General features: G+C 23.7%; 12 protein-coding genes. 9 read left to right on the top strand and 3 right to left on the bottom strand.

What is annotated here, in order from left to right:
• Positions 1–36 precede the first annotated feature (36 nt).
• A complete protein-coding gene (alaS, locus tag AACK92_RS05330; protein WP_339020763.1) occupies positions 37–2,712 on the top strand; it encodes an alanine--tRNA ligase in 2,676 nt (891 codons plus the stop codon).
• Between the two features lie 516 nt (positions 2,713–3,228).
• Here alaS and AACK92_RS05325 read toward each other — a convergent pair.
• The 3 genes from AACK92_RS05325 to AACK92_RS05315 all read right to left on the bottom strand — a co-directional run bounded on the left by AACK92_RS05325 (position 3,229) and on the right by AACK92_RS05315 (position 4,382).
• A complete protein-coding gene (locus AACK92_RS05325; RefSeq protein WP_422397892.1) occupies positions 3,229–3,705 on the bottom strand; it encodes a transposase in 477 nt (158 codons plus the stop codon).
• A 144-nt stretch (positions 3,706–3,849) separates the two neighbouring features.
• Positions 3,850–4,119 (bottom strand): hypothetical protein, encoded by a 270-nt coding sequence (locus tag AACK92_RS05320; protein WP_339020762.1) that lies wholly within the window; start codon positions 4,117–4,119, stop codon positions 3,850–3,852.
• The gene (locus tag AACK92_RS05315; protein ID WP_339020761.1) at positions 4,098–4,382 is read right to left on the bottom strand and encodes a hypothetical protein; all 285 of its coding nucleotides are present in this window, start codon (positions 4,380–4,382) and stop codon (positions 4,098–4,100) included. The genes AACK92_RS05320 and AACK92_RS05315 overlap by 22 nt, the downstream gene beginning before the upstream one ends.
• A gap of 166 nt (positions 4,383–4,548) precedes the next feature.
• Between AACK92_RS05315 and AACK92_RS05310 the strand changes: the two genes are divergently transcribed.
• From AACK92_RS05310 to rplW, 8 genes are all read left to right on the top strand, one after another.
• Entirely contained in the window at positions 4,549–4,671 is a 123-nt protein-coding gene (locus AACK92_RS05310; RefSeq protein ID WP_339020760.1) for a lipoprotein, read from the top strand.
• Between the two features lie 72 nt (positions 4,672–4,743).
• Complete coding sequence (locus AACK92_RS05305; protein ID WP_339020759.1) at positions 4,744–6,330, top strand: hypothetical protein; 1,587 nt, start codon at positions 4,744–4,746, stop codon at positions 6,328–6,330.
• 79 nt (positions 6,331–6,409) lie between these two features.
• Positions 6,410–7,126 (top strand): hypothetical protein, encoded by a 717-nt coding sequence (locus AACK92_RS05300; protein WP_339020757.1) that lies wholly within the window; start codon positions 6,410–6,412, stop codon positions 7,124–7,126.
• A 26-nt stretch (positions 7,127–7,152) separates the two neighbouring features.
• Complete coding sequence (locus AACK92_RS05295) at positions 7,153–12,150, top strand: ABC transporter permease (protein ID WP_339020755.1); 4,998 nt, start codon at positions 7,153–7,155, stop codon at positions 12,148–12,150.
• A 183-nt stretch (positions 12,151–12,333) separates the two neighbouring features.
• Positions 12,334–12,642, top strand: coding sequence for a 30S ribosomal protein S10 (gene rpsJ / locus AACK92_RS05290; RefSeq protein WP_339020753.1), 309 nt, complete (start codon positions 12,334–12,336; stop codon positions 12,640–12,642).
• A 55-nt stretch (positions 12,643–12,697) separates the two neighbouring features.
• Complete coding sequence (gene rplC / locus AACK92_RS05285; protein WP_422397863.1) at positions 12,698–13,423, top strand: 50S ribosomal protein L3; 726 nt, start codon at positions 12,698–12,700, stop codon at positions 13,421–13,423.
• 20 nt (positions 13,424–13,443) lie between these two features.
• Entirely contained in the window at positions 13,444–14,070 is a 627-nt protein-coding gene (gene rplD / locus AACK92_RS05280; protein WP_339020751.1) for a 50S ribosomal protein L4, read from the top strand.
• The gene (rplW, locus tag AACK92_RS05275) at positions 14,070–14,354 is read left to right on the top strand and encodes a 50S ribosomal protein L23 (RefSeq protein WP_339020750.1); all 285 of its coding nucleotides are present in this window, start codon (positions 14,070–14,072) and stop codon (positions 14,352–14,354) included. The genes rplD and rplW overlap by 1 nt, the downstream gene beginning before the upstream one ends.
• Positions 14,355–14,370 lie beyond the last annotated feature (16 nt).

Below are 14,370 nucleotides of genomic sequence, written 5' to 3'. Positions count from 1 at the left end.
CTAAAATTATTTTGTTATTTATAAGGAGAAAATATAATGAAAAAACTTTCTGCAAATGAAATTAGACAAATGTGATTAGATTTTTTTAAATCTAAAAATCATTATTTTCTAGAACCTGTAAGTTTAGTTCCTGTTGAAGATCCAAGTTTATTGTGAATTAATTCAGGAGTGGCAACATTAAAACCATATTTTGATGGTAGAATGAATCCTCCATCACCAAGATTAACTAATTCACAAAAATCTATTAGAACAAATGATATAGAAAATGTTGGAGTTACTGCTCGTCATCAAACTATGTTTGAAATGTTAGGAAATTTTTCAATTGGAGATTACTTTAAAAAAGAGGCAATTGAATTTGCTTGAGAGCTTTTAACATCTCCAAAGTGATTTGCTATTGATCCAAATCTTTTATATATAACTGTTTTTAATGAGGACGAGGAAGCTTACAATGTTTGAACAAAAACTATTGGTATTAAAAAAGATCATATTTTTAAAGGAACTAGAGATACTAATTTTTGAGATGTAGGTCAAGGTCCTTGTGGTCCAAATACAGAGATTTTTTTTGATCGTGGTGAAAAATGAGATCCAGAAAAAATAGGTTCTAAACTTTTAAAAGATGATATTGAAAATGATCGTTATATTGAAATTTGAAATATAGTTTTTTCACAATTTAATAATGATGGAAATAACAATTATGCTGAATTACCAAGAAAAAATATTGATACTGGTGCTGGTTTTGAGAGATTAGTATCAATATTTCAAGAAGCTTCTACAAACTTTGAAACAGATATATTTCTTCCTACAATAAAAGAAGTAGAAAAGATATGTAATTCAAAATTTAAATATTCTGTTGAAAATTATTATAATGAAAATAAAGAACAAACTAAAATTAATACAGCTTTTAAAGTTATTGCAGATCATGTAAGAGCTGTAGTTTTTGCAATAAGTGACGGTGTATTTCCTGGAAATAAAGATAGAGGTTATATCATTAGAAGACTTATTAGAAGAAGTTCAGTGTATGGAAGAAAGCTTGGAATTCAAGATGCTTTTTTATATAAATTAGTTAATCAAGTTGTTGAAGCAATGAAAGAATTTTATCCTTATTTAATTGAAAAAGCAGAATCTGTTAAAGAAATTATTAAACAAGAAGAACTTAGATTTTTAAAAACACTTTCAAAAGGATTTGAACATTTAGAAAATATAGTTAAAATAGAAAAAAAAGTAAATGCTAAAAATGCTTTACTTTTATTTGAATCTTTTGGTTTTCCTATTGAATTAACTTCAGAAATAGCAAATGAATTAAATGTAGAAGTTGATTTAAAAGGATATGAAGTTTTGTTAGAACAAGCAAAAGAGTTAGCTAGAAATTCTAGAAAAAATGATAAAGCTTGAAATAAGCAATCTGCTATTTTAACTGGATTAAAAGTGGAAAGTGAATTTGTGGGCTATGAAGTAGAAGAGTGTGAAGCTATTGTTAATTTTATTTTTGAAGATGAAAAATCTCTTGATATTGCAAAAGATAAAGTAGTTTTTGTTACTTTAACAAAAACACCTTTTTATGCAGAAAAAGGTGGACAAGCAGCAGATAATGGTTATTTAATTGATAAACAAGAAAATCGACATTTAGTACTTGATGTACAATTAGCACCAAATGGTCAACATATTCATAAAGTTCAAATTAATGGAACTTTAAAAATTGGAGATACAATTAAAGCTGAAATTAATAGTGAAAAACGATTTTATACTATGAAAAATCATTCAGGAACTCATATATTACAAGCAGCGATTCAAGAAGTTTTAGGAAAAGAAGCATTGCAAAGTGGTAGTTATAATGATGAAAATGGTTTAAGAATTGATATTTCTTATAATAGATTACCAACTCAAGATGAAATAGATAGAATTCATTTAGCAATAAGCAGGGAAATAAAGAATTGTATTGCAAGAGAAATTATTTATTGTTCTTTACAAGAGGCAATTGAAAAACACAATGCTTTAGCATTATTTACAGAAAAATATGGTGGAACAGTTAGAATAATTAAATTTGGTAAATTTTCATTTGAACTTTGTGGAGGAACTCATGTTGAAAATACAAAAGATATTGAAGATTTATTAATTACTAGTGTTGAATCAAAAGGTAGTGGAGTATTTAGATATCATGCAGTAACAAGTCATAAAGAAGTTGCAAATTATTTAAACGAGCAATTTAGAAAACAAAAATCTGAAATATCTCCATTAGTTGATAAGTTCAATAACTTTAAATTAAAAGTTGAAAATCAATTAATGGAACAAGAAATCAATTTGATTACATCTATGCAAGTAACTAAATCTAATTTAATTCTAATAAAACAGAAAGTAAATGATTTAAAAAATGCATTTAAGCTTTATCAAAAAGAAGTAGAAGATTTATTAATTGAAGAAAGTTTAAAAAAATATTTAAATATTAAACCTATTAAAATGGGAAATATTAATTTAATTGATATTCAAATAAATGATCTTGAAATGAAAGAATTAAAGGCTTTTTCAGATAAAATGCAAAATAAATTTGATAATTTAATTATTAAATTGGCAAATACAAAAAACAAAGTATTTATAGTATCTGTAAGTGAAAATATTTCAAGTGATAATAAAGCAATAGATTTATTTAAAAATAATGGTAAATATGAAGTTAAAGGTGGAGGAAATAACACCTTTGCTCAAGGAAAAATAATTTAATTAAAATCACTTATTTTAATAATTGTTAAGTTTAATAAATAAAAATTAAAAAGTTGTTATAATTATTTATAATAGAGCTTAGATAAAATTTCTGAGCTCTTTTTTGATTATATCAAGATACAAAATAAGTTAAATCATTTAAGAAATATTCTAGAGATGTATAAATATTATTATAAAATGTATATTTTTTAATCTAGAATAATATTGTTTAATAATTATATTATTTGTGTAACAATATACTCATTTTATTTATAAATTAACTTATATGTATTGAAAAGATTATTATTTTACTTAAACTTTTATTTTGCTTTTTTAAATGCAAATAAAGTAAAATATTGAGTTTGTCAATAACTTATATAATAAAAAATTATTTCTTTTGTATATGTATCAATTAATATATAATTTAGCTTCGAATAATTTAAATTCAGTTATATTAGTATATAAATATTTAAATTTATTAAATTCTGTTTAAAGTGAGTTGAAGTGAGTAGGCATATTTATGCCTATTTTTTTTATTTATATAGTTATTGTGCCATAAAAGACATCTTTATTTTTTCATTCTATATTTAAAAAACTATTTTGAGATTTTTTTGAGTTATATCATTTATCTCATTCAATAACATCAGTTATATAATGTTCAAGTGATTCATATTTGTTATTATGAATTGTTCCTTTTTTAAGTAAAGAGTGATAACTTTCAATAACAATGTTATCTGCACATGTTTTTTTCGCTCCCATTGATATAATTAAATTGTTCGAATCACAAACATTTTTTCACGTTTTGCTTGTGTATTGAACTCCGTGATCTGAGTGAATAATTATTCCACTCGGATCTTTTATTTTTTTAATAACATTAATTTCTCTTTTTAAAGTAGCAATTACAAATTTTGCAGACATTTTATAAGAAATATCTGATGAAATAACTTCTTTTGTGAATCCATCGATTATTGTTGATTTATAAGCTTTCTTTCCTTTTCAAATTAAATAAGTAATATCTGTATATAAAATTTTGTATTTTTCTTTGACAGCACTATATTTTCTTTGAACAAGATCTGGATATTCTACATTTGAATTTTGTAGTTTTCTTTTATTTGCTTTTTTTAATTGATTTTTAGCAAATCTAGCTATAATTTTATTTTATCGCATTACTTTTCGAATTATATATGTTGAATATTTATGAGATAGTTCTTTTGAAACTTGCCTATATCCAAATTGCTTTCTATTATCATTAAATACTTTTAAAATATCGTATTTTATATAATCAAATTTATTTTTTTTATCTATGAAAAAATGATTTTTATATTTATCTCAATAGGATTTTTTTAAATTTAGTAACTCGAGTAGTTCCTTAATTGTTGTTTTATAATCTCTTGATTTAATAAAATTTATTTTTTCCTCTTTAGACATGTAGTTTCTCATGAGGTTAAAGACTTTTTTAAGGATTCATATTTCTCCTTCAAATTTTCTAATTCTGATTTATCTTCTTTAGATTTTGTATTAATGCATAAATTATTATCTGTTCTATAGATTGATTGTCAGGTTCCAATTGTTCCCATTGGTACTTTATATTTTTTATAAGCTTTTGTTACACCGTTTTCATTTGCATAAAGTATTACATCTACTTTAAATTCTTCACTATATTTACTAAATTTTTGACCAAGTTTTGCCATATTTTTTTCTTCCTTTTAAATATTTTACATAAATTTTAATGCCTACTTTTTTCAACTCAGTCTAGTTAAGTTTAAAAAAAACTTGACATTTTTTTTTTTTTTTAATCATTAATATCAATTTGAATTATTTATTTGTTTTTTAAGGGTCTTTAAAAAAGGAGGAAATATGAAAAAGTTATTAACTGTATTGGCAGCAGTAGGGATTGTTGCATCATCAGCTACAAGTGTTGTTGCGTGTGGTTCAAAATCTGATAAGAAACCAGAAGAGTCTAAAAAAGATATTACTTAGGTTGTTCGAAATTTTGAACAGGATGTTGCAAAAATATGATCAGAGCATTATGAAAAAGAGGTTGCAAGTAATTTGATTACGCTAGAAGATGCAAAAAATGATTATAAATTTTTGAATAAAGAAAATATTCAGAAATTCTCAAAATCAGAGAATAAATTGACAGTTGAACACAAAAAACAGTTGACTAGTGATGTTGAGAAATTATTTCAAGTTAAGTTGTTAAAACAGAAGTTAAATGAGTTGAAAAAAGTTAATGAATATAAAATTATTTTGGATGAGGTGGATTCGGTTTTTGAACATATTGAGTTGATTTTTAATGATAATTTTGAAATTAATTCAGAAGAATTGTCTGCTGGAGTTTATATAGGTAATGTGATAGTGGATTATAATATTGTAACTCACTATAAAGGAGTTAATGATGTTGAGAAGTTTAAACAATCAGGAATTTTGAAGTATACTTCAACTGAAAGTAAGGCATTTAAATATTTTGGAGATGTAATGTATAAAAATATAGTAAAGGATATGTTTACTTCTTCAGAAGAACAAAAGTATGTGAATTTGAAGTGAAATGATATTAAAGAAGAAAAACAAGATTATGAAGCTTTTGTAAGTTCAAATTCTCAATTGAAGAAATATTATAATGAAAATAAAGATTTTCAAAAAGGTTTGTTAAAAATTATTAATGATAAGTATTTTAAACCAAAGTTTCCTTCACTACAAATTGGTTATTCTAAACCAAGTATTTATAAAACAGATAATTTTTTAGAAAAAAATAAGGATTATTTATTTATAAATAACTTAGATGATCAAAATGCTATAAAATTAAAAGAAATTGATAGTAGAGAAACTATATCAAAAATCCTTTTAGGAAATGAAAAAGAAATAAAAAGAATTTTAAGAGATGATGTATTTAATTTAGAGACTTTAGAAAAAAATAAGAAAAAATATAGAGTTGCTCAGGATAAGTTTTTAAAAGGGTTTTTAAGTGAAACTGAAGTATCTGAATATCAAAAAACAAAGTATTATGACTTAGCAGTGGCTATGGGATATGTTGAATTTGTTGGTCCTGTTATTAAAATAGGGAATAATGATTTTTCATATGATCATCAGTTTCCTGATTTTAAATTGGCAGTTTCTTATTCAATGAATGGACTAAATGATAATTTGACTGATAAAAGTTTTATAGATTTATCATTGAAATTATTTGGTGTTTATAAAAATATTTGAAATCCTGCAGAATTTTTAGATTTACAAAATAAATTTAAAATTAATTATCTTAATAGTAAAGACTCTAAAATTTGAAATAGATTGGATAAAACAGGGAGTGGAAAAAATAATAAATGAAATATAAATATAATGAATGGATATTTAAATCAATATAGTTCATACTATTTTAAAGAATTGGATAAAAGCTTAAATTTATTGGATATGACAAGAAATATTTTTAAAAGTTCAAATATCTTATATTCATTTGATGTAAAAAACTCTAATTTAAACGGTTTATTAAGATTGTGTATTTATAATAGGATGAAAAATGGTGAAAATAGTTTTTGAAAGAATTTAAATTATATGAGATTTGATTTGTTTGGGATAGTAAAAATAAATATTTATTTAGAAGAGATAAAGAATGGTGAAGTAAAAATCGAAAGAATATTTTAAAATTAAAAATTTCAAAAAGAAATTAAAATTTCTTTTCTTTTTTTTTTTATTATCTATAATATCTACAAAGTGGTGAGTTATGAAAGACTTTAAAAGATATATTAATTTAATATTCTTATTTATATTATTCTTCTTTACTTTCTTAATACAAAGTTATTTAGAAAATAGAATTATAATATTAGTTATTTGATTTGTTGCAAATATTTTATTATTTTCTTTTTCTTTTTCTTTTATTACTGTAAATATTTCAAGATTTGTAAAACATATAGAGAAATGTAATTTTGAAATTTCAAAAAGAAATTTTTTAAATATTAATTCTAATTTCTGTTTAATAATTAGTGTGATTTTTATGTTTTTTTGAATATCTTTTTTAAATACTTATATTTCTTTTGAAAAAATAATTGCTATTACAATTAAAGAAAATTGACTTCAAAATTCTAATATACTTAGATATTTAAATACTAATGTTATATTTTTTTCTTTAATAGTTTTATTTAATTTATTTATAGTATATTTAATTTTCTATATTTTTGCATTAATGTTTTTTTATTTAATAATAAAAACTGTTATAAGTTCAAATAAACAATTTATTAATGCTATTTATAAAAAATCAATAAAGCTAAATCAAATTATAAAATTAATTTTTCAAAAAATTAAAATAATTAATAAAAAAATCTATTCTATTCAAAAAAGTTGAAAAGAAACTATAATTTTAATTAATAATATTGAGTCAAAAAGACTTAAAAAAGATAGAAAAGGAATTGTACCTCCTAATTTTTTGTTTTTTAAAATTTAAAAAAAAAAAAAAAAGGAGCAAAATAAATGAAAAAAACTAATTTTTTCTTATTATTAAAACAAGGATTAAAAGTTGTATTTAGATATAAAACACAATTTATATTAATAGTTATATTAGGATTTTTTGCATCTCTTATATTAAGTGTTACAAATTCTATAAGTGACAGAATTAGATATGAATATGATAAAACTATGCAAAAAACCAATAAATTTGATTACTATGATGAAAAAATATTAGAAACATCAAATGCTAGTGGCAGTCAAATAATGGTGCCAATAATGGATTTTATATCTGATGAATATTTAACATATAACAATGAATCAGTTGGGTATAATGTAAATATTGCAAAACAAGAAGAAAAGGAAACTTTTATTACAAAAGTATTTGAAAGCCAAGATTTTAAAGAGACCTTAGGTAAGTTAATATATAATTCTAAGTATTCCGATAGTTGATTTAATTATAATTGAAATGAATGAGATCAAAATCCATACTATAATGCATATGGTTTAGATTGAAATAAGAAAAATATAAGCAAAACAAATTATTGATATCAATTTGACAAGGATGATACTAATGGAGTTAATAGAAATTTTTCTCCTTTAGAAGTTTATACAAATAATAATAATTTTATAGCTCAACAATTGGGTGAATTTAGTAAATCAACAATAAAAATATTAAAAACTGAGTTAATAAAAGATCTTCAAGAAGAAAAAGGAATTAAAAAACAAAATTCTCTTTTTGGTTTACTTTTTAAAAAGGAATTATTATCAGCTAAAGATATTATAATTAATGATAATTTGGATTATTCACAAGAAAGTGAATTAGTTAGAGAGATAAATACTTATATGGATTTAGCTTTTTTAACTTTAGTAGTACAAATTAATAAAATGATTCATGATTATGTTGAATATCATATGCAAGAATCTATCAAAAAAAATATTGATTTACCAAAAAAAGAAAGAATTATGGAAAGTTTTAAAGAGTCAAGTAAATTAAACAATAGTGATTTAGATAAAGAAATATTATATTCATGATTATTTTCTGTTAACTTTAAAAATTCTTCAAAAAATACATATCAAGAAGATAATATCTATATTAATGGTGCTAAAGGACAATTAACTCATGTTGATTCAAATGGTAATGTAAAAGATAAAGCTAATGGATTGAAATTAATTGATAATGGAGATTTCATTGAAAATAAATTAAAAGATAAAAGAGGATTTATCAAAAAAGATATTTATAATTTACAAAATGCTGATATAGCTTCGTCATATTTTATAAGACAAAAATTAATTGGTTTAGTAAGTGATGCAAATGTTTATTCAAGAACTGAAATAATTTATTCAGACAATGCATCTGAAAAACATTATAGAATGGTTATAATGGATAAATTAATTGATGAAAATGTAACAGTTTATGATGGAAGAAAACCAAAAACTAAAAATGAGATATTGATAAATTCACAATACTCTCATTCTAATAAAATTCAAATAGGTTCAAATATTAAAATTGGGGCAGCAAATTTAATTGTTTCAGGTTTTGCAGCTGATCCTTATACTAATTTTCCTATTGCAGATTTAACAATACCTTTTCCTAATAATAATAAAGGAGCAATAATATATATAAATAAAGATATTATAGATCTTATTCTTCCTGCAAATGAACTAAAAGTTACAACATCAAATGTTTATAGATTTTTAACATTTAAAGATAAAGCTAAAAAAATTCAAAATATTAATTTATTTAAATCTTTAAATTATAATTATGTTAGTTTATTAAAAACAGATAATGAAAATATTGCAAAAGAAAATCCTGAAAATATTAATTATAATTATTCATTTAAAGATTACAAAAGTAGTGTATTTTCATATAATTGAGAATTAATTCCAATAGTTTTAAAAACTTTTTCAACAATTTCATATATAGTTTGTACAATTATTTTATTAATTTGCTTAACAACGACATTAATTGCTATAAGAAAAACTATAAAATTTAATGCTTCTGAAATTGGTATTTTAAAAGCTCTGGGAACTAAAAATTCACAAATTGCTTTTTCTTATATTTCATATGGATTAGTATTATTAATATTTGTTGTTCCTTTATCTTGATTTATTGGAACTTTAATTCAAGAATTATTCTCTAGATTATTTATTTCTTATACAGGTGGATCTTACAATCGAATTTATTTTAATGGCTGATCTTTGGGTGTTTTAATACTAATGTTTGGAATTCTTACTATATTAGTTTCATATATAACTTCTATAATTCTTATTAACAAGCCTGTTCTTGAAATTATAAATAAGAAAGAGAGTGTTAAAAGAATTCAATGAATTGACAACTTAAAACTTAAATTAACAAAAAATAGTAAGTTTACAACCAAATTTAGTATAGAACTTGCAATTAGTGGTATGAAAGCAACATTAGTTTCAACAATAACTATATTAATTTCTTCACTTTTAATAACAACATCGATGTCAATTCCTGGAATGGTTAATAAAGCTGTAAGTTCATATTATAAAAATGTTAAATATTCTAACAAAATAGATAATTTAGAACCTATTGGTAATTCACCATTATCAAAAACAAGTTTATCAGCTTGAAATGGTGTAGATTACTATGAACCATATTTAAAAAATGTAAAAGGAAATTATGGAACAGTTGATTATTTAAGTGATTTAGTTACAAAAGTTACTGGAAATGCTGACTATTCTTTAATTCCTAAATTATTATATATTAAAGATTCAAAGGGAAATTTATCTGCAAATTGAAGTAATGAAGTGCTTACAAGTGAGTCTCTATTAAATTTAGTTTGTTATATTTTTGGAAATAATTTACCTCAAACTTTGGGAAGAGCTATAAATATAGCAGATATGCAAAGAATTATTGAATGAATGGCACACAGTGAAATAGATAAAAATATAAGTATTGAAGATAGAATAAAGAAAATTGATAATCTAACAGCAACTCTTTCAGAGGGATTGCCCCCAATTTTAAAAGCGATTTTTCCATCAGAAATTAATAATGAAGATAAAAGCACTTGAAAAAATCAAATAACATCGGCTATTTTGAGTCAATCACCAAGTTATGTTAAAAATTATTTAAGTAAAAGTGAAAATAGATATAATCAGTATACTTTTGGGTGAACATTTACAAATTATATTCCAGGAGATGATGATTTTTATACAACTACTAAGTTTATTTCTAATGACAAAAAAATGTCTTTAACAGGAGTTCAATCAAATCAAAAAGCTTATAAATTAAATGAGAATTCAAAGAAAATGTATATTGATCAAGAGTCTTTAATGAAAGCTGAAAAAATAATTAATGGTACAGATACAAATAAAAATCAAACTATTAAAACTGTAAGTGGATTTACTCTTTATTCAAATGGAACATTAAATATACCAGTTACTATGAATGAGCAAGCAAAATTTTCATTAAACAAATCAAAAAGTGATTCAATAAAAATTGATGATTTTGTTTCTAAAAGATTAGTATTATCAAAAGATCAAACAAATATTCCAAATAGTGCTTGAATTTATGATGACAATGATTGAGCTTCACAAAGAGAACAAGATAAAAAAGCTTATTCAGAACAGAATTTTTTAGACCCAGCGACATTGGATACTTCAAAATTTACATTTGCAAGATCATTTATATATAATAATGAAACTGGCAAAAAAGATAATCAAGACTTAATGACATTTAACAGAACAAAAAACACTAAATCAATTGCAGAAAATGCAATGGCTTTTGCTAATTTATACAATGATGAAAACAAAGTTTTAAAGTCAGAAATAAGACCATATTATACTTTTGATAATTTATTTTTAATTATTCCAAAAGAATATAAAGATAGTATAGTTGCTCTAAATTCTGGATCACAAAATAATAAATGATTTGGTTATTTAGAAGATACTAGTATAATTCCTAAAAAAACAATAGATGATTGAAATAGAACTAATGTAGGTAAAAATTACTCTGCTAAAGATTTTATGTGAATAAGACCTTATTCATTATTTTATGATTCAAAATATCAAGGACAAGGAGAAATTGGTTCAGAAATTTCAAATATCTTAAATTATCATAATTCTTTCTTTAGACAGAATTTTCTAGACTCAAAACCAGGAATAGTTGATAAAGATGTAAATATGCAATGAGCAAGTAATATAAATATAGTTCAAGTTGCAACAGTTGATGTTTATGGAAGTAATGTGATACTTGCAGATCAAAAATTAGCAAATTTACTTCATGGTTATTCAACAAGTAGTTATACTCCATACAATTATGTTTATGAAAAAACACAAAAATCTTCTTATCAATTAAAAAATGGTCAAGAGATAAAAACTTATGAATGAAACAAACCAAAAAATCTAATTGAAAGAAAACTTGAAGAGCAAGTTTGAGGAACAACAGAACAAAAAAACTTTTACCCTTCTAATTGATTTACAGGTATTATGTCTCAATCAAAAGAACCATACTTTTTAACAAGTCAAGCTTCATTTTCTAAATCAATTAGAACAGGAGAATATACTTTAAATGGAGGAAGTCAATACTATGATGGTTTAGAAATGAAAAATGTAGAGTTTTTAACAGAACAAAAAGCATTAATTAATCAAATTGCGGGTTTAATTTTAACAATAGGAATATCTTTTATTATAGTTATTATTATAACTGCAACTTTATCAATGATAATAATTACTGATTTATATGTAAATCAGTACAAAAAGTTTATGTTGGTTATGAAATCTCTTGGTTATTCAAATTGAAAAGTTATTAAATATTCATTTGGTAATTTAACAATATTAGCAACAATAGCTATGATTTTAGGAATATGTGGAAGTGCAACAATTGTATTATTTGCTGGATTATATATTAGGAAAAATGTAGGATCAATTCCTTTAGGATTAAGTTGATGAGCATTACTATTATCAGCAATATTTTTAGTAACAAGTTTTGTGACTTCGATTTTAATTACTACTTGAAAAATTAGAAGAGAATCACCGGTATCATTAATGAAATAGGATAAAAAATCAACTGAAATAAGTTGATTTTTTATTTTATTTTTTAATAAAAGTTAATATTTATTTTTTTTACAATATTTCTTGCTTTTCTAGTATTAATATGTGATAATTAAAAAGCATGTATATTTTGTGTTCATTAGGACAACACACTGAAAAGGGTTGTCAATGTTGAAGGAGGACCAAATGGCTCAACAAAAAATTAAAATTAAATTAAAAGGTTACGATCATGCTATTGTTGACCAATCAATTGCTAAAATTATTCAAGCAGCTGAATCAACTGGAGCTAAAGTTCGTGGACCGATTCCATTACCAACAGAAAAACAAATTATTACAATATTAAGAGCTACTCATAAATACAAAGATAGTAGAGAGCAGTTCGAAATGAGAACACATAAAAGAATACTTGAGATAGTTGAACCAACACCTAAAACAATGGATTCATTAACAAGAGTTCAATTGCCAACAGGTGTTAATATCGAAATTAAATTATAGTAAGCAATCAAGATATACATGAATAGTCATATAAAAAAATACAGGAGGAAATATCATGAAAGGAATCTTAGGACGTAAGTTAGAGATGACTCAAATCTTTAGTGAAAACGGTAAATTAATTCCAGTTACTGTTATTTCTGTAGAACAAAATACAGTTTTACAAGTAAAATCAGTTGAAAAAGATGGATACCAAGCACTAAAATTGGGAACTATTACAAAAAGAGCTAACTTATTAAATAAACCTGATATGGGTCAATTTAAAAAAGTTAACTCAGAACCTAAGCGCTTCGTAAAAGAAATCAGAGATATGGAAGGATACGAAACTGGTGCAATTATTAATGCAGCCGACGTATTTAACGCTGGTGAATTTGTGGACGTTACAGGTATATCAAAAGGTAAAGGATTTGCAGGAGCAATCAAAAGACATAATTACTCAAGAGGACCAATGGGTCATGGTTCAGGATACCATAGAGGTATTGGATCAATGGGTGCAATTATTAATAGAATTTTTAAATCTAAAAAAATGGCAGGTCACATGGGACATGAACAAGTGACAATTCAAAATTTAGAAGTAGTAAAAATAGATGTTGAAAGAAATTTAGTTTTAGTTAAAGGATCAATTCCTGGTCCAAGAAAAGGCTTTGTTGTAATTAAAAAAAACGTTAAAGGTAGAAAAGCGCAAGAAGCTGTTTCATTGTTATCAAGAAACACTGCTATTAAAGCTGCAGTTGAACCAACTGCTGCTCCAATAGTAGAAGAAATAGCTCCTGTAGCTGAATAATTAGGAGGATACAATTTAACATGAAAGCAAAAGTTTTAGATGTTAAGGGAACATCTCTTAAAGAAATTACATTAAACGATAAAGTTTGAGGTATTGAACCTCATCAACAAGCTATATTTGATACAGTTGTTTCTCAACAAGCTGCATTAAGACAAGGAACAAGAAAAACAAAAACTAGAGCTGAAGTACGTGGTGGAGGTAGAAAACCTTGAAGACAAAAAGGAACAGGACGTGCTCGTCAAGGTTCTATTAGAGCTCCACAATGAAGAGGTGGGGGAGTAACTTTTGGTCCTACACCAAATATTAACTACAAAAAAGCTGTTAATAAAAAAGTTAGACAATTAGCAATTAGAAGTGCTTTAAGTATTAAAGCTAAAGAAGCAAATTTAGTAATATTAGATAAATTTTCATTCTCAAAACCTTCAACAAAAGAAATGTTAAGTATTATGAAAAATATTAAAGTTGAAGATCAAAAAACATTAATAGTAACTAAAGAACATGACGAATTAGTTATTAAATCAGCAGGAAATATTCCAGGAGTTAAAACTTTAGATTTTCAAAAAATGAATATTTTTGATTTATTAAATGCAAATAAATTAATTGTTACTGAAGAAACTGTAAACAAAATTGAGGAGGTGTATGCATAATGCATTTAACACAAGTTATTAAAAAACCTTTGTTAACTGAAAAGACTTATTTAGGTCAACAAAATGGTGCGTACACATTTATTGTTGATAAAAAAGCAAATAAATCATTAATTAAAAAAACATTCGAAGAAATCTTTCAAGTTAAAGTTAGAGATATAAGAACTATGAACTATGATGGAAAAGATAAAAGAATGGGTAAATTTGTTGGTAAAACAGCAAGTTTTAAAAAAGCCATCATTGTATTAAAAGATGGAGAAAAATTAGATATCTTATCAGACTTATAAAATTAATTTATAAGGA

Source organism: Spiroplasma endosymbiont of Atherix ibis (assembly GCF_964020005.1).
Taxonomy (GTDB): Bacteria; Bacillota_I; Bacilli_A; order Mycoplasmatales; family Mycoplasmataceae; genus Spiroplasma_A.
Note: the sequence above shows the minus strand (reverse complement) of the source record. Positions and strands in the feature narration are given on the sequence as shown.